Annotated in this window: 24 protein-coding genes; 16 read left to right on the forward strand and 8 right to left on the reverse strand. The window is 62.8% G+C overall.

The genetic code is table 11. From position 1 onward, the window contains the following. Nucleotides 1–246: 246 nt before the first annotated feature. The 7 genes from AWB68_RS15660 to AWB68_RS15695 all read left to right on the forward strand — a co-directional run bounded on the left by AWB68_RS15660 (nt 247) and on the right by AWB68_RS15695 (nt 6,931). Entirely contained in the window at nt 247–978 is a 732-nt protein-coding gene (locus AWB68_RS15660; protein WP_087645262.1) for an SDR family NAD(P)-dependent oxidoreductase, read from the forward strand. Nucleotides 979–1,078: 100 nt separating this feature from the next. Further along, nucleotides 1,079–1,792 carry an NAD(P)H-dependent oxidoreductase gene (locus AWB68_RS15665; RefSeq protein ID WP_087645263.1) on the forward strand — a complete coding sequence of 238 codons (714 nt, stop codon included), beginning with the start codon at nt 1,079–1,081 and terminating at the stop codon, nt 1,790–1,792. 48 nt (nt 1,793–1,840) lie between these two features. Continuing rightward, nucleotides 1,841–2,974, forward strand: coding sequence for a porin (locus AWB68_RS15670; RefSeq protein ID WP_087645315.1), 1,134 nt, complete (start codon nt 1,841–1,843; stop codon nt 2,972–2,974). Between the two features lie 145 nt (nt 2,975–3,119). Then, nucleotides 3,120–4,475, forward strand: a complete 1,356-nt coding sequence (locus tag AWB68_RS15675; protein WP_087645264.1) for an MFS transporter — start codon at nt 3,120–3,122, stop codon at nt 4,473–4,475. 182 nt (nt 4,476–4,657) lie between these two features. Next, nucleotides 4,658–4,900, forward strand: a complete 243-nt coding sequence (locus tag AWB68_RS15685) for a hypothetical protein (RefSeq protein ID WP_087645266.1) — start codon at nt 4,658–4,660, stop codon at nt 4,898–4,900. Further along, the gene (locus AWB68_RS15690) at nt 4,893–6,218 is read left to right on the forward strand and encodes an LLM class flavin-dependent oxidoreductase (protein WP_087645267.1); all 1,326 of its coding nucleotides are present in this window, start codon (nt 4,893–4,895) and stop codon (nt 6,216–6,218) included. The genes AWB68_RS15685 and AWB68_RS15690 overlap by 8 nt, the downstream gene beginning before the upstream one ends. Nucleotides 6,219–6,421: 203 nt before the next feature. Continuing rightward, complete coding sequence (locus AWB68_RS15695) at nt 6,422–6,931, forward strand: MarR family winged helix-turn-helix transcriptional regulator (RefSeq protein ID WP_087645268.1); 510 nt, start codon at nt 6,422–6,424, stop codon at nt 6,929–6,931. Nucleotides 6,932–7,051: 120 nt separating this feature from the next. Here AWB68_RS15695 and AWB68_RS15700 read toward each other — a convergent pair whose 3' ends face one another. Genes AWB68_RS15700 through AWB68_RS15710 form a run of 3 tightly spaced genes read right to left on the reverse strand, consistent with a single transcriptional unit; the run spans nt 7,052 to nt 9,617 of the window. After that, a complete protein-coding gene (locus AWB68_RS15700; RefSeq protein ID WP_087645269.1) occupies nt 7,052–8,239 on the reverse strand; it encodes an acetyl-CoA C-acyltransferase family protein in 1,188 nt (395 codons plus the stop codon). A gap of 53 nt (nt 8,240–8,292) precedes the next feature. Next, nucleotides 8,293–8,883 (reverse strand): 2-hydroxychromene-2-carboxylate isomerase, encoded by a 591-nt coding sequence (locus AWB68_RS15705; RefSeq protein ID WP_087645270.1) that lies wholly within the window; start codon nt 8,881–8,883, stop codon nt 8,293–8,295. Between the two features lie 23 nt (nt 8,884–8,906). After that, on the reverse strand, nt 8,907–9,617 hold the full coding sequence (locus tag AWB68_RS15710; RefSeq protein ID WP_087645316.1) for an SDR family oxidoreductase: 711 nt from the start codon (nt 9,615–9,617) through the stop codon (nt 8,907–8,909). 213 nt (nt 9,618–9,830) lie between these two features. Between AWB68_RS15710 and AWB68_RS15715 the strand changes: the two genes are divergently transcribed. From AWB68_RS15715 to AWB68_RS15755, 9 genes are all read left to right on the forward strand, one after another. Continuing rightward, a complete protein-coding gene (locus AWB68_RS15715) occupies nt 9,831–10,562 on the forward strand; it encodes an SDR family NAD(P)-dependent oxidoreductase (protein WP_087645271.1) in 732 nt (243 codons plus the stop codon). Nucleotides 10,563–10,575: 13 nt separating this feature from the next. Beyond that, nucleotides 10,576–11,247, forward strand: coding sequence for a glutathione S-transferase family protein (locus AWB68_RS15720; RefSeq protein ID WP_087645272.1), 672 nt, complete (start codon nt 10,576–10,578; stop codon nt 11,245–11,247). 59 nt (nt 11,248–11,306) lie between these two features. After that, nucleotides 11,307–12,503, forward strand: a complete 1,197-nt coding sequence (locus tag AWB68_RS15725; RefSeq protein WP_087645273.1) for a CaiB/BaiF CoA transferase family protein — start codon at nt 11,307–11,309, stop codon at nt 12,501–12,503. Between the two features lie 445 nt (nt 12,504–12,948). Next, the gene (locus AWB68_RS49460; RefSeq protein WP_235028352.1) at nt 12,949–13,098 is read left to right on the forward strand and encodes a hypothetical protein; all 150 of its coding nucleotides are present in this window, start codon (nt 12,949–12,951) and stop codon (nt 13,096–13,098) included. A gap of 144 nt (nt 13,099–13,242) precedes the next feature. Further along, the gene (locus tag AWB68_RS15735; protein WP_087645275.1) at nt 13,243–14,823 is read left to right on the forward strand and encodes an isocitrate lyase; all 1,581 of its coding nucleotides are present in this window, start codon (nt 13,243–13,245) and stop codon (nt 14,821–14,823) included. Nucleotides 14,824–15,006: 183 nt separating this feature from the next. Beyond that, a complete protein-coding gene (locus tag AWB68_RS15740; RefSeq protein WP_087645276.1) occupies nt 15,007–15,453 on the forward strand; it encodes a VOC family protein in 447 nt (148 codons plus the stop codon). Continuing rightward, complete coding sequence (locus AWB68_RS15745; protein ID WP_087645277.1) at nt 15,443–15,661, forward strand: hypothetical protein; 219 nt, start codon at nt 15,443–15,445, stop codon at nt 15,659–15,661. The genes AWB68_RS15740 and AWB68_RS15745 overlap by 11 nt, the downstream gene beginning before the upstream one ends. A 140-nt stretch (nt 15,662–15,801) precedes the next feature. Then, a complete protein-coding gene (locus AWB68_RS15750) occupies nt 15,802–17,856 on the forward strand; it encodes an alkyl/aryl-sulfatase (protein WP_087645278.1) in 2,055 nt (684 codons plus the stop codon). Nucleotides 17,857–17,865: 9 nt separating this feature from the next. Further along, complete coding sequence (locus AWB68_RS15755) at nt 17,866–18,393, forward strand: hypothetical protein (protein WP_087645279.1); 528 nt, start codon at nt 17,866–17,868, stop codon at nt 18,391–18,393. 163 nt (nt 18,394–18,556) lie between these two features. On the opposite strand, the gene AWB68_RS15760 is transcribed toward AWB68_RS15755, so the two are convergent. The 5 genes from AWB68_RS15760 to AWB68_RS15780 form a co-directional block, all read right to left on the reverse strand. Continuing rightward, nucleotides 18,557–19,936, reverse strand: a complete 1,380-nt coding sequence (locus AWB68_RS15760; RefSeq protein WP_087645280.1) for an amidase — start codon at nt 19,934–19,936, stop codon at nt 18,557–18,559. A 66-nt stretch (nt 19,937–20,002) separates the two neighbouring features. After that, nucleotides 20,003–20,704, reverse strand: a complete 702-nt coding sequence (locus tag AWB68_RS15765; RefSeq protein WP_087645281.1) for a DUF2848 domain-containing protein — start codon at nt 20,702–20,704, stop codon at nt 20,003–20,005. 76 nt (nt 20,705–20,780) lie between these two features. Continuing rightward, the gene (locus tag AWB68_RS15770; protein WP_087645282.1) at nt 20,781–22,100 is read right to left on the reverse strand and encodes an MFS transporter; all 1,320 of its coding nucleotides are present in this window, start codon (nt 22,098–22,100) and stop codon (nt 20,781–20,783) included. A gap of 74 nt (nt 22,101–22,174) precedes the next feature. Next, complete coding sequence (locus tag AWB68_RS15775) at nt 22,175–22,828, reverse strand: DUF4286 family protein (protein ID WP_087645283.1); 654 nt, start codon at nt 22,826–22,828, stop codon at nt 22,175–22,177. 99 nt (nt 22,829–22,927) lie between these two features. Further along, a complete protein-coding gene (locus AWB68_RS15780; RefSeq protein ID WP_087645284.1) occupies nt 22,928–23,998 on the reverse strand; it encodes a LysR family transcriptional regulator in 1,071 nt (356 codons plus the stop codon). Nucleotides 23,999–24,100 lie beyond the last annotated feature (102 nt).

Raw genomic sequence — 24,100 nt, forward strand, 5'->3', positions numbered from 1 at the left:
AAGCACGCGGCGAGCGAGCGCTGAACCGAGACTGTCGCCTGCGCCCATGATCAGGGCGGTGTTGGGAGTAATGGTTCGGGTATTCACGGGGGGGTGTCTCCTTGCATTTAGGTGTGGACACACGTATCTTAGTTTCAACGCCGCAGTTTTGCAAATCAGTAGCAGCACGCATCACAGAGCACGCATCACGGCAGACAGCGGCGAATCGGAATTCACAGGCAACGACGAACGGTCGATGGAGCAGCGATGAACAACGCATCGAAGAAAGTGGCAGTGGTAGCTGGGGTCGGAGAAGGTCTGGGGCAGGCGATTGCACGGCGCTTCGCGACGGACTACCACGTGGTGATGTTTGCCCGCGATCTGGACAAGCTGCATGGCTATGCACAGCAGTTGCGCGAGGCGGGAGGCGAGGCCACCGGCATGAAGGTGGACTTGCGCGTGGAGGGCGAGATTGTGGAAGCGCTCGCACGCATCGAGAAGGAGATCGGGCCGATTGAAGTAGCGGTGTACAACGCAGGCGCACAGCACCGCAAGCCGCTCCTGGAGATCAGCGGCGACGCGTTCGAGAAGGTGTGGCGGCTCGCGGCATTCGGTGCATTCGTGTTCGGTCGCGAGGCGGTGCGGCATATGGAGCCGCGCGGCCGGGGCACGATTTTGTTCACGGGAGCGACCTCGTCACTGCGCGGCGGGGCGAACTTCGGCGCGTTCGCGGCGGCGAAGTTCGCCACGCGCGCGGTGATGCAAAGCATTGCACGCGAATTCGGACCCAAGGGCATTCACGCGGCGACCGTCATCATCGACGGGGCGGTGGATATGCCGGCGATCCATCGGCTCATGCCGGAGCTGGTTAAGAGCCTGCCGCCAGACGGGATGCTGTCGACTGACCAGGTGGCGGAAACCTATTACCAGATTCATCGCCAGCACCGCAGCGCATGGACGCTCGAAGCGGACCTGCGACCCTATAGCGAGAAGTTCTGACTGAAGTTCGACTTCCGCAATTTCGGCGCTCAGCGCGGCGTTGCGAAGCGCCAGGCGAGGGCGATGTAACCCACTAGGACAACATAGCTGGTGAACGACGATGAATGTTTTGATTGTGCATGCGCACCCGGAGGCGGGCTCATTCACGACGGCCATGCGAGACGCGGCCGCCGACACGCTGACAGCAGCAGGCCACCAAGTGCTTATCTCGGATCTCTACGAGATGAAATTCAATCCGGTGGCGAGCGCCAACGATTTCCTGAGTCGCGCCAACGAGGACTATCTCGTCTACGCACTCGAGCAGCGGCACGCCGATGCAAACGGACTGCTTGCGCCCGACATCAAGGTTGAACTCGACAAGGTGGTCTGGGCCGATCTGATCATCTTTAATTTCCCGATCTACTGGTTCTCAATGCCGGCAGTCATGAAGGGATGGATCGATCGAGTGTTCGTGTCGGGTCGCTGTTATGGCGGAATGCGCTTCTATGACCGTGGAGGCATGAAGGGTAAGAAGGCACTCGTGGCACTCACGCTCGGTGGTCAACCTCACATGTTCGACGTCGATGGCGTGCATGGCCCGCTTTCCGAAATGCTCAGACATCTGTTGCGCGGCACGCTTGGGTATCTTGGCTTCGAAGTACTGCATCCGTTCGTCGGCTGGCATGTCCCGTACATCAGTCAGGATGCGCGCACTGCCTTGCTGGACACATATCGAGCACGCCTGCGCACGCTCGATTCGCAAAAGGCGATGGTGTTCCCCAGCCTGGACGATTTCGACGATCTATTGCGTCCTAAAGCGAGCGATGCAGCGTGAGCGTGCAACGAGCCGGTCGATGTCCTCTTACAACGCCAAGAGCATATGATGAAAAAGAACGGTTTATTGTTGTGCATGCTTGCGTTAGCGAGTTCCACGGCACTCGCGCAGTCTTCGGTCACGCTCTACGGCATCATCGATACTGGCGTTGAATACGTGTCGCACGCGAACGCCAATGGCGACAGCGTGATCCGCATGCCGGGCATAACGGGTGAATATCCGTCGCGTTGGGGACTTCGTGGAAGTGAAGATCTCGGTGGCGGCTACGCGGCCCAGTTCGTTCTGGAAAGCGGCTTCAACCCGCGCGCAGGCGATCTCGGCCAGGGCGGACGCCTCTTTGGACGGCAGGCGTGGACCGGACTGAGCAGTTCGTACGGCACGCTGATGTTCGGCCGGCAATATACGGCAACTTACCTGATCGATAGCGACGCGGATATTCTCGGTCCGAACATCTACGGCATCGCGTCGCTCGATGCGTACGTGCCGAACGCCCGCAGCGACAACACGGTCGGCTACAAGGGCGCGTGGCGAGGCTTTACGCTGGGTGCAACCTATTCGTTCGGACGCGATTCGGCAGGCACAGGTAACTCGCCGGGCCAAGGCACGTGCGCAGGATCGGCGCCGGGACAGTTCACTCAATGCAGGCAAATCTCGACCTACTTGCGCTACGACTCCGCTGTCTACGGGCTTGCCGGCGCCTACGACGAACAGCGCGGCGGGCCGAATGCGGCGGCCAACTTTTTCAATGGCAACACGCCGATTCCGATCACCAACCCCGGCGACAAGGACGTGCGCCTGGAAGCGAACGGCTGGGTCAAGTTGCAGGGCGTCAAGATCGGCGCGGGCTGGATCGGGCGTAACGTCGTGACCAGTTCGGTAACGGTGCCAGGCGCGCGATCGAATCTGTTCTATCTGGGCGCGTCGTATCTGGTGACGCCGTCCATCAATCTCGATGGAGAGGTGTTCCGCATCGTCAACGCCGCACAGGACGCGCGCGCGACCTTGGGCGTCGTGCGCGGAACCTATCTGCTGTCGGCGCGCACGGCGGTGTATCTGCAGACCGCGTATCTGGCGAACAGTGCCCACGCGCGATATTCGGTGAGCGCAGGGGGCGGGGGCACGACACCGCCTGCCGGACAAGGCCAACTGGGTGTGATGGCAGGCCTCAGGCAGTCGTTCTGAATCTGGAGACGGTGACGACGTCGTCGGTCTTCGGCCGCGCCGCCGGGACGGAGCAGCAAATCAGGATCACGCGATGAAGCCGGCGAGTTCATGCGCGGCACGCGGCATCCAACTACTACTCGAATGGCAGTCAGGAGACAAACTGATGGACAGGATCAATGTGCAGGAACAGGTCGATGCGGCGAGATTCAACCGCTTCCATCTTGTCGTGTTCTTCTGGACTTCCCTCGTCGTCGTGCTCGACGGCTACGACCTCGCGGTGCCGGGCGTGGCGCTGCCCGCGATCATGGCGAACATGAAGGTCACTGCGGCAATCGCCGGTTTCATGGCGAGTTCCGCGCTCTTCGGCATGGCATTTGGCGCCATTTTTTTGGGCGTGATGTCTGACAGGATTGGCCGGCGCAAGGTCTTCGCAATTTCGATCTTCCTGTTCAGCGCCTTCACGATGGCCGCGGGATTCACGACGGATCCCGTGGCGTTCAGCGCAATGCGTTTTCTCGCCGGTGTCGGCATCGGCGGCGCGCTGCCGAATGCGGTCGCGCATATGTCGGAATACGCGCCGCGCAAAAGCCGTGGACGAATCGTCGGCTTGATGATGTGCGGCTATACCATCGGCAGTGTGCTCGCGGCGCTGATCGGCAAACAATGCATTGAGGCTTACGGCTGGCGCTCGGTGTTCATGGTCGCGGGTGTTCCGCTGCTGATCGTTCCGTTCGTGCTGGCCCGGATGCCGGAATCGCTCGCGTATCTCGTCAAGAGCGGCAAGCAGGACGAGTTACGCAAGGTGCTTCGGCGGGTGCTGCCTGAGCAGGCGTTCGCGACGGATGCAGTGTTCGTTGGCCAGGCACAGGACCGCCATGCGCGCACGCCGCTTGGTCAATTGTTCGCCGATGGACGAGGCATGAGCACCGTGCTGATCTGGGTCGCATTCTTCATGGGGCTTTTCATGCTCTACGCGATGAGCACGTGGTTGGTGACGCTCCTGACGCGCTCAGGACACACACTGGGTGCCGCGCTGACCTTCCTGCTTGTTTATAACGCAGGCGTGATCGTTGGAACGATCATCGGCGCGTGGGTTGGCGACCGCTTCAGCCTGAAATGGGTACTCGCGTTCTTCTACGTGATGGGTGCGGTATCGCTCGCGACGCTCGGCTATGCGCCTAACCAGACGGCGCTCTTCGTGCTGATTGCAGTCGTCGGCGCATCGGTCGTCGGAACGCAGAACCTCTGCTATGCGTACACGGGCCAGTTTTATCCGCTCGCGTCGCGTTCGGCCGGACTCGGCGCGGCGGCGGGCGTCGGACGTGTAGGTGCGATCGTTGCGCCGCTCTTGCTTGGCGCGCTCGTGAGCCAGAATCTGCCGCCGACGACTTGCTTCATGGCCATCGCGGTTGCTTCGGCGATCGGCGCCCTGGCGATTGCCGGTGTCAATCATCGGCGCTGCGCGTCGGCGAATTCCGGCAACGGCAACCTGCAGCACATGGAGGTTCAGCATGATTGAGGGAATCGAACAGACGAGGGACGTGACTGGTCCGCGATCCGATACGGCTGCCTTGCCGCGTGGTGAGCACGCCGTCCCGCTACTGCTCTCGGCGCGCATAAGCGGCGCCTTGCATCGTGACACGCACTACGACTGGATGGATTTCCACAGCACGCCCGGGTTATCGCAGGAATGGTGATGCCATGAAAATATTCGACTGGTTAGCGCTGCTGCGGCGACACTCAGGCGCGCGATGCGCGTGCACGGCAGTGACGGACATGACGCGGCATGACCAACCCCGCACGCGCCTTGCCATGGCGCGCGACGCCTGGGTCATCGCGCTGGCGCAGCGCCTGTGCGTGGATATGCCGTTGCTGATCGACAGCCTGCCGAGCGTACCGGCCCGTGCGCCGCTCAATCAACGCGACGAGGTACGTCATGACTGATCGCGAGCACATGGGCCTGTGGGCGTTCATTCGTCCGACGACGATTCACACCGCCGGATGGCGCTTTCCCGGCGCCAATCCACGGGCCAATTTCGACCTGGCCGAATTGACCCGCGCAGCCGTCAAACTCGAGAGCGCCTGCTTCGACGCGCTCTTCATGGCCGATCACCTGTCGCTGTTGAACATGCCGATGGACGGTCTCAAGCGCAGTCACACCGCAACATCGTTCGAGCCGCTCACGCTGTTGTCCGCGCTTTCGTCGCTGACGCAGCGCATCGGGCTGGTCGCCACGGGCTCCACGACATTCGACGAGCCGTTCCATACCGCCCGCCGTTTCGCTTCGCTCGATCATCTGAGCGGCGGGCGCGCCGGCTGGAACATCGTCACGACCGCGAATCCCGATGCCGCGCGCAATTTCGGCTTCGAGGACCTGCTCGGTCGCGACGAGCGCTATGAGCGTGCGCGCGAATTCGTGCGCATCGTCACGGGTCTTTGGGACAGTTGGCATGACGACGCGTTCGTTTGCGATGCGGCCGAAGGCATCTTTTTCGATCCGCGCAAGATGCACGCGCTCAATCACAAGGGACGTTATTTCGAAGTCGACGGCCCGCTCAATATCGCGCGGCCGCCGCAGGGATGGCCGGTCCTCGTGCAAGCGGGCGCGTCGGCCGCCGGCATGCGGCTTGCTGCCGAATCGGCTGACGTCGTCTTCACCGCGCAAACCTCGCTCGAAGGCGCGCAGGCGTTCTATCGCGACATCAAGCGGCAGACCGTCGCCGCAGGGAGGCTCGAGGACCCATGCAGGGTGATGCTGGGCACGCTGGTCGTCGTCGGCAGGACGGAGCAGGAAGCGCGCGACAAACGCGCGCTGATGGACCGGCTCGTGCATACCGATAGCGCGCTGGCGTCGCTGTCGGTGGCTTTGGGTCACGACATTTCAGCGCTCGATCCGGACGGACCCTTGCCCGAACTCCCGGTCACGAATCAGGGCGTCAGCAGCCAGCGGCGGGTGCTGGAAATCGCGCGCCGCGAGGGGTTGACGACAGTCCGCGAGATGGCCCAGCGTGTCGGCGGGTACTTCGGACACGAGGTCGTCGGAACACCGGCGCAAGTCGCCGACCAATTCGAACGGTGGTTCAGGGAAAGAGCCTGCGACGGCTTCATCGTGATGTTTCCATACCTGCCGCAAGGCCTCGACGATTTCGTCGACGAGGTCGTGCCGATCCTGCAGGAGCGCAATCTCTTTCGAAGAGGTTACGAAGGATCGACCTTGCGCGAGCATCTCGGGTTGTCCAGACCGGCCAACCAGTTTCTCTGAACGACAGCCGGGCATCCGATCCACTGTACTGTCGGTACTGTATAAAAAAATCTTGTGAATAGGTGCGTAGTCACGTAATATGGAATCCTGTTGCTCATCGGCTTTCGATGCGGCTTTGAGCCAAACGATCGGGCCGATGCGCTTTTGTATTCCCGGCGGACGTTAAGCAAGCTTTAGCTCCGTCACGTTGCAGGAATGACTCAATGAACGCACGTGTCGAAGGTCACAAGGCAAAGACGGGTCCAGCGCAAATGGCCGATCTGGTGTCGCAATGCGCGCTGTTCGACGTGAACCGGCTCGCGAGGCTCCTGGCTGGCCTCTACAACGCGAAGATGAAAGACGTTCCGCTTTCGATCTCGCAGTACACGCTGGTGGTCAATATCGAGGCACTCGCGCCGGCGCGCGTCACGGATGTGGCGAACGCCATGTTGATGGACCGGACGAGCATCACGCGCCTCACCGAGCCGCTGATCGCGCGAGGTTTGCTCAAGATCGCGCAGGGCGAGGAAGATCGCCGGGTCAAGCATCTGACGGTCACCGCGAAGGGGCGCACCGCCCTGCGGGCCAGCGAACAGGCCTGGCAGGACGCGCAGCGAGCCGTTTATGATGCCATTGGTCCCGAGCAATGGAAGCTGCTTCGCAAGACGCTGCGCGATACCGTTCATATGGTTCGCGAACACGCGCGCGACGAGAGCGCGGCCGAACAGGAGTGAACGGTTGCGGCGAGCGCCGCAACCATTGCGCCTTCATTGCGCCTTCATCCCACGAAAGTTCAAGCAAGGCCGGCCGCCCGAATTGGCGACCGGCCCGCTCGCGCATGCTGCGCGCTTCACTCACACGCGTTCGAAGACAGCGGCGATGCCTTGCCCGCCGCCGATGCACATCGTCACGAGCGCGTATTTCCCGCCGATCCGATGCAACTCGTGAATCGCCTTGGTCGAGATGATGGCGCCGGTCGCGCCGATCGGATGCCCTAGCGAGATCCCCGAGCCGTTCGGATTCACGATCGCCGGATCGAGCTCAAGTTGCCGCGTGACGGCGCACGCCTGCGCGGCGAACGCCTCGTTTGCCTCGACCGTGGCGAGGTCCGACACCGACAAGCCCGCGCGCTGAAGCGCCTGGCGCGCGGCCGGCACGGACCCGATGCCCATGATCTTCGGCTCGACACCCGCGTGCCCATAGCTGACGAGGCGCGCGAGCGGCGTCAATCCGTGCGCCTTGATCGCTTCGGCCGATGCGAGCACCAGCGCAGCCGCACCGTCGTTGACGCCCGAAGAATTGCCGGCCGTCACGCTGCCGTCTTTCTTGAACGCGGGCTTCATCTTCGCGAGCGCTTCGACGGTCGTCTCGCCCTTCACGTGCTCGTCGACTTTAAACGTGATGGATTGCCGCGACTTGACGATCTGCACCGGCACGATCTGGCTTTGGAAATAGCCGCTCTCCGTCGCCGCTGCGGCCCGACGGTGGCTTTCGGCCGCGAGTGAATCCATGTCGACGCGCGACACGCCGAACTCTTCGGCGACGTTCTCGGCCGTGACGCCCATGTGGATCTTGTGCATCGGATCATGCAACACCCCTACGGTGTAGTCGAGCAACTGCGTGTCGCCCATGCGCGCGCCCCAGCGCGCCGATTGCATCAAGTAGGGGCCGCGTGACATCGACTCCGCGCCGCCCGCCACGGCAATATCGCAAAGGCCGAGCGCTACGTTCTGCGCAGCCGAGACGATGGCCTGCACGCCGGAGCCGCACAGCCGGTTCACGTTGAAGGCCGGCGTCGTGACCGGCATGCCCGCCGAGAGCGCGGCGACCCGGCTCAGGTATGCATCCATCGGCTCCGTTGGAATCACGTTGCCCAATACGACGTGACCGACTTTCTCCGGGGCGACCGCGGCACGCGCCAACGCTTCCTTGACGACCAGCGTCGCAAGTTCGTTGAGCGGCGTGTCCTTCAGGCTGCCACCGAATGTGCCGATTGCGGTTCGCACTGCGCTTACAACAAAGACTTCCTTCAAGGCTGTCATCGAGAGTCACCTGCTTTGATGGTTGAGTGGGGTTTGCGCCGAACGGCACGCGCTCACGCCTCGGCGAGCAGTTCCTCGACATACCGGATGCGATCCTGGCCGAAGAACATCTTCGGCCCGACGAAGACCGTCGGTGCGCCGAACAGGCCGCGATCGATTGCTGCCTGTGTGTCCGTCTTGAGCTTGTCCTTGATCCGGGCGTCCTGCGTCGCTGCAACGATGCGCTTCACGTCGAGATCTGCCGCACGCAGCACGTCGCCGATGACGGCGGGATCGGCCATGTTCAGCGGCTTGCCCCACATCGCGTGGAAGATCGCATCCGAGTAGCGCTCGAGGATTCCTTCTTCCTGAGCGAAGATTGCGCCACGCATCAGCACCAGAGTATTGATGGGGAAGTATGGATTCACTTCGAACGGCACCCCGTATCGTTCAGCGAAGAATTCCATGTCCTTGACCATCCATTCGCGCTTGGCGGGGATGTCCATCGGCGACTGATTCGACGTTTGCTGGAACACGCCTCCGAGCAGGATCGGATGGTAGTTGACGGTTGCACCCGTGCGATGAATGAGGCCGGGCATCTGCTTATAGGCAAGGTAGCTGGTTGGACTGCCGTAGTCGAAATAGAAATCGATGCTCTGGGACATGCTGCCTCCGTTGGTTGCGTGAATCAGAAGTTGGTGATGATTTCAAGGTACGGGCGGATATCGAGTTCGAAGGTCCATGCGCTGCGCTTTTGCGTATGCAGGAACCAGTAGGTATCGGCGATGTCGTCCGGCGCTAGAAGGCCGTCTGCGGGACGTTCGGCCACGAGTTCGGGGAATCGCTCGCGCACGAACGGGGTATCGATGGGGCCGTCGATCACCGGATGCACGACGTGCAAGCCTTGCTTGCCGAATTCGCGAGCCATGGACTGCGCAAGCGAGCGCAAACCATGTTTGGCGCCCGCGAAAGCGCTATAGCCCTCGGCACCGCGAATGCTGGCGGTCGCTCCCGTGAAGAAGATCGTGCCCTGGCCGCGCGGCGCCATATAGCGCGCGGCTTCACGTCCGGTGAGAAAGCCGGAGAAGCAGGCCATTTCCCAGACCTTGTAGTACTTCTGCGCAGTGGTCTCGCGTACGTTGAACTGTACGTTCGCGCCAATGTTGAACACGACAATGGAGAGCGGCCCGATTTCGTTTTCGATGCGCTCAAAGAGAGACATGACCTGTTCTTCCTTTCGCGCATCGCAGCCGAATGCGTGCACCTTTCCGCCGCTAGAGCGGATTTCGTCGACGAGCGGCTGAAGTTGTTCGGCGTTGCGTCGGGCGATGCATACGTTCAGACCTTCGCTGGCGAAGCGGCGAGCGAGCGCTGAACCGAGACTGTCGCCTGCGCCCATGATCAGAGCGGTGTTGGGCGTGGTGGTGAGGGTATTCACGGGGGGGGTGTCTCCTTGCATTTAGGTGTGGACACACGTATCTTAGTTTCAACGCCGCAGTTTTGCAAATCAGTAGTAGCACGCATCACAGAGCACGCATCACAGAGCACGCATCACGGCAGACAGCGGCAAATCGGAATTCACAAGCAACGACGAACGGTCGACGGAGCAGCGATGAACAACGCATCGAAGAAAGTGGCAGTGGTAGCTGGGGTCGGAGAAGGTCTGGGGCAGGCGATTGCACGGCGCTTCGCGACGGACTACCACGTGGTGATGTTTGCCCGCGATCTGGACAAGCTCCAGGGCTATGCACAGCAGTTGCGCGAGGCGGGAGGCGAGGCCACCGGCATGAAGGTGGACTTGCGCGTGGAGGGCGAGATTGTGGAAGCGCTCGCGCGCATCGAGAAGGAGATCGGGCCGATTGAAGTAGCGGTGTACAACGCAGGCGCACAGCACCGCAAGCCGCTCCTGGAGATCAGTGGCGACGCGTTCGAGAAGGTGTGGCGGCTCGCGGCATTCGGTGCGTTCGTGTTCGGTCGCGAGGCAGTGCGGCATATGGAGCCGCGCGGCAAGGGCACGATCCTATTCACGGGAGCGACCTCGTCACTGCGCGGCGGGGCGAACTTCGGCGCGTTCGCGGCGGCGAAGTTCGCCACGCGCGCGGTGATGCAAAGCATTGCACGCGAATTCGGACCCAAGGGCATTCACGCGGCGACCGTCATCATCGACGGAGCGGTGGATATGCCGGCGATCCATCGGCTCATGCCGGAGCTCGTGAAGAGCCTGCCGCCAGACGGGATGCTGTCGACCGAGCAGGTGGCGGAAACCTATTACCAGATTCATCGCCAGCACCGCAGCGCATGGACGCTCGAAGCGGACCTGCGACCCTATAGCGAGAAATTCTGACGGGAGCGCGACCATGGAGGAGACAGACCTGACCCTGTGGGGAATGGGCACCGTACGCAATCTCAGGGTCCACTGGATGCTCATGGAGATGGGCCTGGATTACACGTTCCACCCGGTTCATCCGCGCAGTGGGGAGACGTATAGCGACGAGTTTCTGAAGATCAATCCGCGCCATAAGGTGCCGGTGCTTCGGCACCGCAATGTCGTGGTCACGGAAAGTGCCGCGATCATCGGCTACGTCAGCGAAGCGTTCGCAGCGCCCGCCGGCATTTACGTGCCGCAGAACGCACAGGAGCGCGCGAAGCTGAACGAATGGTGCTTCTTCATCATGACGGAGTTCGACGCGCATACGCTGTATGTGATCCGCCGCCACACCACGTTTTCGAGCCTGTACGGCGAAGCGCCGACCGCCTGCAAAGCTGCCAAGGAGTATTTCATGGACCAGCTCCAGGCGATCTCGCCGATGATCGGCGAGGGCGGCTTCCTGCTCGGCGGGAAGCTTAGCTGCGCGGACATTCTTTTGACCACCTGCATCGACTGGGCGATCGAATACGGATTCGAGCTGCCGCCGAACATCGTCGCTTACCACAAAGGCCATTCGAACCGTCCCGCGTACAAGAGCGCGTTCAACAAGACTTTCATGGACCCAGCGAGCATTCCCGAACTGATGCAGATACCGCGATAGCCCCCGGGCCCGGCTGCCAAAAGTCGCTTTAGGAAACCCTTAATACATTGGAGAAGATGATGTCCGGACCACTCAGCGGTGTCACTGTGCTGGATATTTCAACTGTCGTGGCCGGGCCGCTGGCCACCATGCACCTTGCCGATCAGGGCGCCAACGTGATCAAGGTCGAGCCGCCGGGCGGCGACATCAATCGCCGCAGCCGTCAGAAAGTCAGCGAGAACGGCCAGTTCTCCGCGCTTTTCATATCGACGAATCACGGCAAGCGTTCGATCGCGCTGGATCTCAAGAACCCGGACGCGATGGCCGTGTTTCGCAAGCTGCTGCTCAAGGCCGATGTGCTCGTGCAGAACTTCCGCCCCGGCGCGACCGAGAAGCTCGGCATCGGATGGGAAGACGTCCGCAAGATCAATCCGCGCACCATCTATGTGTCGATCACGGGCGTCGGCGACGGTGGTCCTTATGTGCGCAAGCGCATCTATGACCCGATGATCCAGGCACTGTCGGGCATGGCCGACATCCAGTCGGAGCAGACCACGCGCCGTCCGCAGATGATTCGCACGATCCTCGCGGACAAGACGACGTCCATCTTTGCCGCGCAGGCGATCACCGCGGCGCTCTATGCGCGCGAGAAAACCGGTGTCGGTCAGCACATCAAGCTGTCGCTGCTGGGCACGATGCTGTCGTTCCTGTGGCCCGAGGCGATGATGCAGTACACGGTGGTCGGCCGCGAGAAGACCGCTGCCGCGACGAACGCAGGGCCGGATCTCGTATTCGAGGCGCGCGATGGCTTCATGACCGTCGGTACCATATCCGACCCCGAGTGGCAGGGCTTCTGCGATGCGGTCGAACGTCCGGAACTCAAGCAGGACGAACGCTTTGCCACAGCAGAGCTTCGCAATCTCAACAGCACCGAGCGCATCAACATGATGGCCGGAATCCTGCGCGAGGGCGCTCGCGACGAGTGGCTGCGCCGTCTCGATCAAGCTGACGTGCCTTGTGCGCCCGTGCTCCGCCGCGACGAAATCATCGAGAACGAACAGGTCGTCGCCATGAATATGGTCCAGACGCTCCAGCAACCGTTTGTGGGCGAAGTGCGTCAACCGACCCCTGCAGCGCTGTTCGGCAGCACGCCTTCAGCGATTCGCGGGCCCGCGCCCGGCATCGGCGAGCACACGCGAGATATCTTGTCCGAAGTCGGCTTGGGTGACACTGAGATCGATGCACTGATCGCGTCGGGAGCAGCACGGGCGGGATGAGTTCGAGCCGGGCCTCTTCGTCGGTGGCCGGTGGCCGGTGTCCGGCCGGGGCTGCCGTAGACGAAGCCATCGCCATCACGCCGGATGTTCGCCCTCGCACACGCGACGGCGCATCCGGCGAGGGTCATGTCACGCCCATCCGTTGCATGCACCCTGAGATCGCTCATGAGCCGGGGGCGAGGCTGCATGGCTCGAATCGTTGTCAGCTGAATTCGCGAGTTCGACGCCTGCATCGTCCGCTCGCAACCCGAGATCACCGCCGAGTGCCTTGAGAATCCCGGCAAGCTCCGCGCGATTGCTCGCGCTGGTGTCGGCGTCGATAACATCGACGTGCCGAGCGCAGCACTTGCCCTCGGACCGCACCTCCACGCCCTCCTGATAGATCGTGGCCACGTCCACAGTGATTCGGCACATGCACGTAGGTCATCGTGGTCGATACCTCGCCATGACCAAGCTGCCAGATACCCCACCCCCAACAGCCGAAAGCGCATTCCACATTACGGAACGCGCTTCAAATTTCCGCTTCATCATTTTTTCGTCGCTTGAAAACATGTTTTGCATTGCAAAAATTGCTGTATACCTCATTGAAAAATAAGCATAAATTAAGTCCTATGTCTTATATAAGACATCGCACTGACGCATCAAACGGCGCTACTATTCTGTCATGCAGTTCGCTTCGACATACGGACCAGCACGCTGAACCATTTATTCAAATGCGCTTTGCTCTTAGGAGATACACATGACCCAATATCAAGACGACATCAAGGCAGTTGCTGGTTTGAAGGAGCAACAAGGCAGCGCGTGGAATGCCATCAATCCCGAGTCTGCCGCACGCATGCGTGCCCAGAACAAGTTCAAAACGGGCCTGGACATCGCCAAGTACACCGCCAGGATCATGCGCGCCGACATGGCCGCCTACGACGCCGACTCGTCCAAGTACACCCAGTCGCTGGGCTGCTGGCATGGCTTCATCGGCCAGCAAAAGATGATCTCCATCAAGAAGCACTTCAACAGCACCGACCGCCGCTACCTCTATCTCTCCGGCTGGATGGTGGCCGCGCTGCGCTCCGAGTTCGGTCCGCTGCCGGACCAGTCGATGCACGAAAAAACTTCCGTCAGCGCGCTGATCCGCGAGCTGTACACCTTCCTGCGCCAGGCTGACGCCCGCGAACTGGGCGGCCTGTTCCGTCAGCTGGACGCGGCCGATGGCCCCGCCAAGGCCGCCATCCAGGAAAAAATCGACAACCACGTCACCCACGTCGTGCCTATCATCGCCGACATCGACGCAGGGTTCGGCAACGCGGAAGCCACCTACCTGCTGGCCAAGCAGTTCATCGAAGCGGGCGCATGCTGCATTCAGATCGAAAACCAGGTGTCCGACGAAAAGCAGTGCGGCCACCAGGATGGCAAAGTCACCGTGCCGCACGAGGACTTCCTGGCCAAGATCCGCGCCATCCGCTACGCCTTCCTGGAAATGGGCGTGGACGACGGCATCATCGTGGCCCGTACCGACTCGCTGGGTGCCGGCCTGACCAAGCAGATCGCCGTGACCCACACGCCGGGCGACCTGGGCGACCAATACAATTCCTTCCTCGACTGCGAAGAATTGTCGGCCGACGCACTGGGCAATGGTGACGTCATCATCAAGCGCGACGGCAAGCTGCTGCGTCCCAAGCGCCTGCCCAGCAACCTGTTCCAGTTCCGCGCCGGCACGGGCGAAGCGCGCTGCGTACTGGATTGCGTCACCGCACTGCAAAACGGCGCTGACCTGCTGTGGATCGAAACCGAAAAACCGCACATCGCCCAGATCGGCGGCATGGTCAGCGAGATTCGCAAAGTCATCCCGAACGCCAAGCTGGTGTACAACAACAGCCCGTCGTTCAACTGGACGCTGAACTTCCGCCAGCAGGTGTATGACGCGATGAAGGCTGGAGGCAAGGACGTATCGGCATACGACCGCGCCCAGCTGATGAGCGTGGAATACGACCAGACCGAACTGGCGATCGCCGCCGACGAAAAGATCCGCACCTTCCAGGCCGACGCGGCGCGTGAAGCAGGTATCTTCCACCACCTGATTACGCTGCCGACTTACCACACCGCCGCACTGTCGACCGACAACCTGGCCAAGGAATACTTCGGCGACCAGGGCATGCTGGGTTATGTGGCTGGCGTGCAGCGTAAGGAAATCCGTCAGGGCATCGCCTGCGTCAAGCACCAGAACATGTCCGGCTCGGACCTCGGCGACGACCACAAGGAGTATTTCAGCGGCGAAGCAGCCCTGAAAGCGGCGGGTAAAGACAACACCATGAACCAGTTCTGATACCCGTCAAGCCCCGCGCAAAACGCCAACCCAACCGGGTTGGCGTTTTGCTATCCGGCGAGGCAGAACGCGGGGTTCTCATCAAACATTTGCAGCTACTCGCACGGAGACCCCCGAGCTTGAGCGGTAATTCAGGTCGGCAGCGTTACGATGGGCACTTCAGCCAGGCGCCAAGGAGACATCATGACGGTAAAGCGAATGGACAACGTCGGCATCGTGGTTGAAGACATCGATGCCGCCATTGAGTTTTTTGCCGAACTTGGCCTTGAGCTTGAGGGGCGCGGCCCAATCGAAGGAGACTGGGCAGATGGCGTCACTGGATTGCGCGGCATGCGCGTCGAAATTGCGATGATGCGTACGCCGGATGGTCACAGCCGGCTCGAAATCTCCCGATTCCTTGCGCCACTTGTGGCCGCCGATCATCGTCGCGCCCCGGTGAACGCCCTTGGTTACCTGCGCGTCATGTTTACCGTGGAGGACATCGACGATACGCTTGCCCGTCTCGGTAAGCGCGGCGCCGAACTCGTCGGCCAAGTGGTCCAGTACGAAAACACGTATCGGCTCTGCTACATCCGGGGCCCCGAAGGCATTCTCATCGGGCTCGCTCAAGAGCTAGGGCATGGCGCCTGACCCCTCCATCGAGCGGACGTTTAACAGCAAGCTCGGCACGATCGACATCGATCTCGAACAGGGCGGTCACCGCACGCCGGTAAAAATGCGCTCGGGCGTCGGCCGTACAGACGGCCCGACAGGGGTACTCGGGGAAAGGCGAGCCGAGGGCTCGTGTTCCGATCACCTGGGAAAAAGGCTTGAAATGTCCTCGTCGTTCGCTTATTAGTTGCTCGTGAGCGACAGGAAGCCAGACTCAGACCGGGTCGGCGCCGCAATCACCGCTCCAGCTTCGCAAAAACGAGGCGCTATTTGAACACCGCCAGCGGGCTGTCATGCGCCTGCGGTTGACACGTAACCGGAGGGATCATGTCTCAATCGGATGACGGAGCAAAAACCGGAGCACGCAGAGCATTTCTCAAGAACGTGGCAGTTGCAGGCGCTGCGACCGGTCTGTCGGGCGTGGTAGGCGAGACGTTCGCTCAAACTGGAGCAGCGCTCTCCGCGACAGGCCCGGCGCCGAAGCCCGCCACGTCGACGACGATCGCGCTCAACAAGCAGTATGCCGAGTTCCTTTCGTTCGCTGATGCCCAGGACTTCGAGGACGCGAAACGCGGTCTCATCGCCACACTGCCGGAGCCAGTCGTCATCAAGGGGCAAGGCGAGTTTCCGGCATGGGACCTCCAGCAGTTCGCGTTCGTGAAAGGCGGTCCGGAAAACAACGCGCCATCAACCGTCAATCCGAGCCTCTGGCGCAACGCCAAGCTCAATATGAATCATGGGCTGTACACGGTGGTCGATGGCATCTGGCAAGTGCGCGGGTACGACCTTTCGGTGATGAGCATCATTCGGGGCGATCGCGGCTATATCGTCGTCGATCCATTCATCACGACCGAAGTCGCTTCCACGGTGTGGAAGCAACTCGTCATCCCGCATCTCGGCGACAAGCCCATAACCCACGTCATCTATACCCACAGCCACGTCGATGATTACGGCGGCGTGCGCGGCCTCGTCAGCGACGACGACCTGAAGTCGGGAAAGGTCCAGATCGTCGCGCCGGTCGGCTTCACGGAAGCGGCCGTCGGCGAGAACATCATCGCGGGCAACGCGATGGGGCGACGCGCGAGTTACATGTACGGCTCGCTGTTGCCACGCAGCCCAACAGGCATCGTCGATGGCGGTCTCGGCAAGACGACCTCGGTCGGAACCATCACGCTCGCCGTTCCCACGATGTTCGCCGAGAAGACCGGCCAGAAACTGACGCTGGACGGCGTGGACATCGTGGTGCTGATGGCGCCGGAATCCGAGGCACCTTCCGAGTTCATGTTCTACCTGCCGAAATTCAAGGCCTTCTGCGCGGCGGAAGACGCGACCCATACGCTTCACAACCTTTACACGCTGCGCGGCGCGAAGGTCCGCGATGCCCTGCTGTGGTCCAAATACCTTCAGGCGACGCTCGACATGTTCGGCGGCGATATGCAGGTCCTTTTCGCCTCGCACTACTGGCCGACCTGGGGCAACGATCGCATCAACTCGTTTCTGCGCGCCCAGCGCGACATGTATCGCTACCTGCACGATCAGGTGATGCGCATGGCCAACATGGGCCAGACGCCGCTGGAAATCGGCCAGGCGATCCGTCTGCCGGACAGCCTGGCCAAGCATTGGTATTGCCGAAGCTATTACGGAACGGTCTATCACGACGCCGTTGCACAGTACAACCTGCGCCTCGGGTTCTTCGACGGTGTGCCCGCCAATCTGCACCGGCTGGAGCCGACCGAGAGCGGCAAGCGGTACGTCGAGTACATGGGCGGAGCGGCCGCTGTTCTGCGAAAGGCGCACGACTCCTACAACCAGGGCGACTATCGATGGGTGGCGGAGGTCGTCAACCACGTGGTATTCGCGGACCCGCAAAATACCGCGGCCAAACAACTGCTGGCGGACGCTTACGAGCAACTGGGCTATCAGTCGGAGTCGGCGCCATGGCGCAACTTCTACCTGACGGGTGCGATGGAATTACGCAACGGCGTCAGAAAGGGGCAAGCTCCTGCGCCGCAGAGCCCCGATACCATCCAGGCAATGCCGCTCGACATGTTCCTCGACTACCTCGGCATCCGGCTGAATGCCGAGCGCGCGAACGGGAAAACGGCGACGTTCAATCTTGTGCTGACCGATACGAAAGAAAACCGCGTTCTGGGGGTCGAGAACAGCGCGTTGCATTACTCGAAGGAGAAGACCTCGAGTTCAGTGGATGCGACGGTCACGATGACGCGAGCGGACCTCAACAGCATCATGATGGGGCAAACCAACATGCAGAAGCTCGTGATGGCCGGTAGCGCCAAAATCGACGGCAATAACCAGAAGCTCGGCGAGTTCGTGTCCTGGCTCGACAATTTCGATTTCTGGTTCAACATCGTCACGCCTTGAGGTGAGCCCATGTGCGCAATCTGCAACTTCAAGATCGATTTCGGCGTCGGCCATCCGCTTGCGCTGACGGTCGCGGTGGCGGCCCGAAAGGCGATCGAGTCGGGACTGATTGAGCCGGTCGATGCGGAGCAAGGCGCGCTCTCCGCGGCGCGCATGCGAATGTCTTCCGTCGACGCGTTGAACCTGCTGCAAGCGCGCATCGAAGGCGCTCACAGCGAAGATGCACTGCTGGCCCTTCCGGACTTTTACGTGCTGCTCATTGAGAACGACACGTGGGGTTTTTTTCACGCGACCACGAATGGCTTCGATCCTGACATCGTCCCCGAGATGCCTGATGTAACGGCAACGGATGAAGCGAAGCGCAGCAACATAGTCATCATGTCCGAGGCGGGCTTGCGGGCGTGGCTGGATGGAAGCTTCGATATTGAACAGGCTTTGCGCGAATCGCTGTTCATGATCGACGCGTCTGCCGACTCGACTGACTCGCTGACGCGAATGCTCACTGTTGCGGAGTCGATCGTGACCGGTGCCTGCTGACTCGTATCGGGAGTTCGGGTCGGATCCGCGGGCCTGGAGCAGCACATCCGAAGTAGTCGAGCGGCCGAGAGGGGTTCCCGGGCCGGGCGGGCCAACGTCTTCACGGATCTCCGCGGTCTTGTCGAAGCGGCCACGATGATCCGGCCTCATCCTCGCGCCTGCCTCAAGCCTTCTGCAACACCGCTTCGATCGCGGCCGCCACGCGCAGCACGTGCGCGTCGGCATTGGCGAGTCCGGCAACCGTGAGGCCCACGGGTGCGGCCCCGCGCGGCGCGCACGGCAGCGACGCCGCGCATCCGTCGAGGAAGTTCACCACTGACGGATTGCGCAGCACAAGCGCATTGGTCGCGGCGAAGTGTGCGGTGTCGGCTTCCAGCGCGGCGATCGCGGGCGGGACGATCGGCACGGTCGGCATGAGAAACGCGTCGAAGCCATCGAGCGCCGCGCGCGCCTGCGCGATGGCGGCGGCGCGTGCCGCGATCAGATCGATGTAGTCGGCGGCTAGCGCCGTCTCGCCGAGGCGGATGCGCGCCAGCACCCGCGGATCGTAGCGTTCGGCGTGCGACGGCAGACGGCGGCGATGCGTCGCGTAGGCCTCGATCGGCGAGAAGCCGAAGCGGTTGATCGACGGCAGCGTATCAAGCAGCGGCAGTTGCAGCAGCGTGAGGTGCACGCCTGCGCGCGAGAGGCGGCCGAGCACGGCTTCCCACGTTTCGCCGACGCGCGCATCCATGCCTTCGGTCACGTAGTTCGTCAGCACCGCAACACGCAATCCTGCGGGCGCGGCGGGGCGGAGTCGCGCCGCATCACCGTCTACGGGCAAGCCCGCGATCACGCGATCGACGAGCGCGCAGCACGCCACGCTCGGGGCGATCGCGCCCATCGAATCGAGCGTGGTCGAGAGCGGAAACGCGCCGTTCGCCGGCACACGGGAGGCCGTGGGCTTGAAGCCCGTGAGCCCGCAGAAAGCCGCGGGAATGCGCAACGAGCCGCCCGTGTCGCTGCCGAGGCCGGCGGCCGCCATGCCGAACGCCACCGACATCGCCGCGCCCGACGATGAGCCGCCCGCCACGCGCGCTTCGCCATTCTTGCCGTCCGCCCATGGCGAGCGCGGCGTGCCGTACCACGGGTTCACGCCAAGCCCCGAAAACGCGAACTCGCTCATGTTGGTGCGTCCGAGCGGCACGGCGCCGGCGCGGCGCAGGCGCGCGACGGCAGTTGCGTCAGCGCTCGCCGGTGCCACGTCGTCGAGGACCTGCGAGCCCGCGCGCGTGCGTTCGCCCGCCACGTCGAACAGATCCTTGATGGAGACGGGCAGGCCCGCGAGCGGCGAGAGCTTGACGCCGGCGCGGCGGAGCGCGTCTTGGGCGTCGGCTTCGCGCAGCGCGCGCTCGCCGTCCACGGAGATGAAGGCGTTGCCGCCATTACCGCCCTCGGCGGCGATGCGCGCGAGCGCGGTCTCAACGAGCGCGCGGCTCGTCGAGCGGCCTGCGTCGAGGTCAGCGGCGAGTTGCGAAAGCGGCGTGGCAGGAGCGAATGACATGGTGTTCCGTAGTGGATGCGATAAGAAAAAAGGGCGCGGTGAACCCTCGGAGCGTGTGAGCGGCGCTCAGGCCACCACAGGTAGCGCGCGGATTGCGTAACGCGTGCGCAGGCTGCGTTCGAGCACCGGATCGTGCAATTCGAGTTCGAATGCGTCGCCAGATTGCATCGCGGCCATCTCGCCCTGCACGGCGAGCGTCCCGCTGTACATGGCGCTCCCCGGGGGCAGCGCGCCGTCTTCCGTGTAGCGACGCCAGAGATCGGCGGGCGGCAGCAGGCCATCGACCGTTCCGCTCTGGTACGCGCGTTTTTTGCCGCTTGCATCGACGAGCGTTGCGCGCATCGTCAGCCTGTCCCAGTGAGCGGCCACGTCTTCGAAGCGCCACGCCTCGCGGCCGAGTGGCTTCGGACATACCTGCTTCGAGACGGCGACGCTATACGCTTCGGCCTTTCTGTCGGTGTGATCGGAGCCGATCGTCACGAGGGTGCCAAGCGGACTCGTGAACAGCACGCATTCGATTTCGCCGCTCGTGTGCGTGCCGAGCACGTCCACGGTTTCGGCCTGGCTCAGTTGCTCCGCACCCACGCGGTAGAAGAGGGGCGTGCTCGACGGCGGCGCAACGCCGAGCGCGGCGAGTTCGTCGATGTGATGCTGGATTGCGTGGGCGTCGCGGCCGGCCCAGCCCGCGATCACGAGCGTTTCGATGTCGAGCGTGAGCGGGGTGGCAGCTCCCGTAGCCGGGAGGACGGTGAAGGAAAGCGTTGTCATGATGGGTATTCGATGAGGGTGGAGCAAGTCCGGCTCTGCGCATCGCGGCACCAGAGCCCCGGGGAAACTTGCGGAATCAGTCTTCCAGCGGGCGCCGGGCGGTTTCGCGAGCGGCAATCAGCGCGATGGCCGTGACGATCAACGCGCCGCTCACGTAGAGCGAAACGGCCGTCGTGCCATGCGAGGCGCGGAACAGCGCGACGATGATGAGCGGCGCGAAGCCGCCGCCAAGAATGCCCGCGAGCGTATAGGCGAGCGACGAGCCGGCATATCGCACGCGGGTCGGAAACTGCTCGGTCACGAAAGCCGCTTGCGGACCGTACATCACCGCGTGAATCACCAGGCCGACGATCACGGCGAGCACGATCAGCGCGGGCTGCGCAGTGTTCATCAGCATGAAGAAGGCGAACGCCCAGACGATCGCCGCGATCACGCCGCCAAGATAGACGGGCCGACGGCCGAAACGGTCGGAAAGCGCGCCGAAAAGCGGCACCGTCGCGGCGTTGCAGGCCGTACCCGCGAGCACGGCGCTCAGCGCGAGCGACCGCGGGAGATTGAGCACGGTCGTCACGTAGGTCAGCGTGAAGACCACGAGCAGCGCGTAGAGCACGTCCGAGCCGATGCGTGCGCCTCCCGCCACGATCAGTCGGCGCCAGTGCTGCGAGAACACTTCGAGGACGGGAACCTTGGCCGTCGCGTGCGCTTCGCTGAGCATTTCGAACTGCGGTGTCTCGCCTACGCTGCGGCGAACCCACAGGCCGAAACCGACGAGCAGGAGACTGGCGAGGAAAGGCACGCGCCAGCCCCACGCGAGAAACGCGTCGGACGGAATCGAAATCGTGATGATGGCGATGAAACCGGTGCCGAGCAGGGTGCCGAACGACGGCCCGACCTGCGCCCACGAGGCGTTGAGGCCGCGCTTCTTCTGGTCGCCGTGTTCGACCGCGAGCAGTACCGCGCCTGCCCATTCGCCGCCGAGCGCGACGCCCTGCACGAAGCGCAGCGCGATGAGCAGGATCGGACTCAGGATACCGGCGCTCGCGTAGGTGGGCAGCACGCCCATCAGTGCCGTGGTGAGGCCCATCAGCATGAGCGTGAGCATGAGAACGGCGCGGCGGCCCACGCGGTCGCCGAGATTGCCGAAAATGAAGCCGCCGAGCGGCCGCGAGACATACCCGACCGCGTAAGTCGAGAATGCGAGCAGCGTGCCCGCGAGCGGATCGACCGATGGGAAGAACAGGTGATTGAAGACCAGCGCGGCGAGGGTGTTATAGACGGTGAAGTCATACCATTCGAGCGACGTGCCGACCATGCTGGCGATCGCGAGACGGCCGCGACCGGCGCGCGCCTGGCTTACTGTCGAGGCTTGAGCGAGAGTATTCATCGGGTTCTCCATAGTCGTTGGCGGGGCCGCGCAAAGGGCATGGATCGAGTCGACAGATTCGATCGCTACCTGGCGGCCCGTGTGCGTCACGCCGCGAGGCGCCAGAGCATGTCGAAGCTGCGCACCGTTTCGGGCGCGACGCCTGCCGCCGCCGCGAGCTTCTGTGCGGTGGAGCGGGCCGCCGCGTTCGAACTGCCTTCGACGAATACGACCGCGTCTTCCTGCACGGCGCGCGGAGCGCCGGCGTTGCGCGTCGCGAGCGGCGCGGACAGCGTGCCTTCCGTACGGAACACGCGCACGGCGTGCACGCCGGCTTCATGCGTCGCTGCAACTGCCCGATCGCGCCAGTTCGCGGCGGCGAGCGCTTCGGGCGAGGCTACAAAAAGCGCGACGTGTGCGCCTTCGCCTTCGCCCGCTTCAAACGCGAGTTCGCCGACGCGCCGCTGTGCGTCGCTCATGCGCTCGAAGTTGCGCAGCGACCAGTCGGTCTGTTGCGTGAAGGCCTGGCGGTAGGCTTCGCTGCGAAACACGTCGAGCGACTCGGTGACGTAAAGTGCGAGATAGCGGCGCGCCTGGCCGTCGTTCGCGAGGAAGCGGCGCGCGTGCCGGAAGCCGCGAATGCCCACGCGTTCCTGCATATGTTCCCGGTCATACCAGGCGTTGAAGTCGGTTTCGGTTTGCGGATCGGTGTCGGTCCAGATGCAAAGCTGGCCGGGCTGGACGTGCGGTGTGGTGCTCATCGGGTCTTCCTGCGTAGTCGTTGAATCGGTCAGCGCAGTTTGGCGAGAGCAGGGTGCTTCGGTCCAACAAGAAAAAAAATACGCAGCGAACAGGTTTCGTTATGGCTTACGGGTGACCCGCGGCGAACGTGGTTTGGCGGGCGTTTCGGACGTTCCGGGTCGTCCGGGCCTGGCTGCGCGCGGCCGCGAGGGCTTCGTTGGCCGCGCCTGCGAGGACGGCTCGTCAACGACTTCGACGGTGTCGTTGACCCGATGCGACACCGCGCCTTCGAGATTCGGTCCCAGATCAAGCACGAACGCGCGCGCCTCCTTGCTCGCGAGATCGGCGATGCGCGCTGCCATCGGGTGGCTTTGCAGACGGAAGCTCGCCACCAACGGAAGCGGTATGAAGCCGCTTTCCACGTCAAGCACTTCGAGTGCGCCTTCTCGCAGCTCACGCTGGATGATCGCGGGGGGCAGCACGCCCACGCCAAAGCCGTCCGCGACGAGGCGGATCATCGCCGCCACCGAACTGATGCAGTTGATGCGCACGGGCCGCTCGACCGCGCGCGCGAACTCGCGTTCGAGCGCGATGTGCGGCCCCGAGTGTCGCGAAAAGCTGATGACGGGAAACTCGGCGAGGCGCGTAAGGTCGACAGGCCGTCCCGAGAGGTTGAGGGCAGGGCTCGCGACCCAGCGCATCGGGAATTCGCAAAGCGGCTGATCGGCGAACTCGCGGTCATTGAGCGCGTGCGTTTGCAGGATGAGGTCGACAGCATCGGCTCGCAGCAGTTGCACGAGATGGATGGTGGTGTCGCTCGTCACCTCGATTTCCAGATGCGGAAATCGCTCGCGCACGCGCGCCATTAGCGCAGGGAACCAGCTATGCACGATCGACTCGACCACGCCGATGCGAATGAGGCCACCGTCGCCGCTCGCGCCTTCGACTTCGCGGCGCATTTCCTCCCCGAGATTCACGATTCGCTCGGCGTACGCAAGCATCTTGCGGCCCGCCGGCGTGAGCGTGGCCGAGCGCGAATTGCGATCGAACAGGCGCACGTCGAAGCTTTCTTCGAGCGACGCGATACGGCTCGACACGGCCGCCTGTGTCGTATGGAGCTTCTCCGCGGTGAGGCGGAAATTCTGCAGACGCGCGAGCCAGATGAACGTTTCGAGAAACCGGATATTCATGATTATTCACATGCGGGCCTGACATCGAGCTCGCATGATAACGCGTCAGCATTCGTCAGCTTGAGGTCGTCGAGTCGGCGGGCGGACGTCCGATCATGATGG

This window comes from Caballeronia choica, assembly GCF_001544535.1.
Taxonomy (GTDB): domain Bacteria; phylum Pseudomonadota; class Gammaproteobacteria; order Burkholderiales; family Burkholderiaceae; genus Caballeronia; species Caballeronia choica.

Excerpts from the sequence above, each read along its gene's own strand:
- AWB68_RS49460 (WP_235028352.1), top strand. The coding sequence starts at position 12,949 with ATGACCAAGCTGCCAGATACCCCACCCCCAACAGCCGAAAGCGCATTC.
- AWB68_RS15775 (WP_087645283.1), bottom strand. The coding sequence starts at position 22,828 with ATGAGCACCACACCGCACGTCCAGCCCGGCCAGCTTTGCATCTGGACC.
- AWB68_RS15740 (WP_087645276.1), top strand. The coding sequence starts at position 15,007 with ATGACGGTAAAGCGAATGGACAACGTCGGCATCGTGGTTGAAGACATC.
- AWB68_RS15780 (WP_087645284.1), bottom strand. The coding sequence starts at position 23,998 with ATGAATATCCGGTTTCTCGAAACGTTCATCTGGCTCGCGCGTCTGCAG.
- AWB68_RS15725 (WP_087645273.1), top strand. The coding sequence starts at position 11,307 with ATGTCCGGACCACTCAGCGGTGTCACTGTGCTGGATATTTCAACTGTC.
- AWB68_RS15760 (WP_087645280.1), bottom strand. The coding sequence starts at position 19,936 with ATGTCATTCGCTCCTGCCACGCCGCTTTCGCAACTCGCCGCTGACCTC.
- AWB68_RS15685 (WP_087645266.1), top strand. The coding sequence starts at position 4,658 with ATGAAAATATTCGACTGGTTAGCGCTGCTGCGGCGACACTCAGGCGCG.
- AWB68_RS15675 (WP_087645264.1), top strand. The coding sequence starts at position 3,120 with ATGGACAGGATCAATGTGCAGGAACAGGTCGATGCGGCGAGATTCAAC.
- AWB68_RS15745 (WP_087645277.1), top strand. The coding sequence starts at position 15,443 with ATGGCGCCTGACCCCTCCATCGAGCGGACGTTTAACAGCAAGCTCGGC.
- AWB68_RS15720 (WP_087645272.1), top strand. The coding sequence starts at position 10,576 with ATGGAGGAGACAGACCTGACCCTGTGGGGAATGGGCACCGTACGCAAT.
- AWB68_RS15660 (WP_087645262.1), top strand. The coding sequence starts at position 247 with ATGAACAACGCATCGAAGAAAGTGGCAGTGGTAGCTGGGGTCGGAGAA.
- AWB68_RS15665 (WP_087645263.1), top strand. The coding sequence starts at position 1,079 with ATGAATGTTTTGATTGTGCATGCGCACCCGGAGGCGGGCTCATTCACG.
- AWB68_RS15715 (WP_087645271.1), top strand. The coding sequence starts at position 9,831 with ATGAACAACGCATCGAAGAAAGTGGCAGTGGTAGCTGGGGTCGGAGAA.
- AWB68_RS15705 (WP_087645270.1), bottom strand. The coding sequence starts at position 8,883 with ATGTCCCAGAGCATCGATTTCTATTTCGACTACGGCAGTCCAACCAGC.
- AWB68_RS15710 (WP_087645316.1), bottom strand. The coding sequence starts at position 9,617 with ATGGGCGCAGGCGACAGTCTCGGTTCAGCGCTCGCTCGCCGCTTCGCC.
- AWB68_RS15695 (WP_087645268.1), top strand. The coding sequence starts at position 6,422 with ATGAACGCACGTGTCGAAGGTCACAAGGCAAAGACGGGTCCAGCGCAA.
- AWB68_RS15670 (WP_087645315.1), top strand. The coding sequence starts at position 1,841 with ATGAAAAAGAACGGTTTATTGTTGTGCATGCTTGCGTTAGCGAGTTCC.
- AWB68_RS15735 (WP_087645275.1), top strand. The coding sequence starts at position 13,243 with ATGACCCAATATCAAGACGACATCAAGGCAGTTGCTGGTTTGAAGGAG.
- AWB68_RS15755 (WP_087645279.1), top strand. The coding sequence starts at position 17,866 with ATGTGCGCAATCTGCAACTTCAAGATCGATTTCGGCGTCGGCCATCCG.
- AWB68_RS15770 (WP_087645282.1), bottom strand. The coding sequence starts at position 22,100 with ATGGAGAACCCGATGAATACTCTCGCTCAAGCCTCGACAGTAAGCCAG.
- AWB68_RS15765 (WP_087645281.1), bottom strand. The coding sequence starts at position 20,704 with ATGACAACGCTTTCCTTCACCGTCCTCCCGGCTACGGGAGCTGCCACC.
- AWB68_RS15690 (WP_087645267.1), top strand. The coding sequence starts at position 4,893 with ATGACTGATCGCGAGCACATGGGCCTGTGGGCGTTCATTCGTCCGACG.
- AWB68_RS15750 (WP_087645278.1), top strand. The coding sequence starts at position 15,802 with ATGTCTCAATCGGATGACGGAGCAAAAACCGGAGCACGCAGAGCATTT.
- AWB68_RS15700 (WP_087645269.1), bottom strand. The coding sequence starts at position 8,239 with ATGACAGCCTTGAAGGAAGTCTTTGTTGTAAGCGCAGTGCGAACCGCA.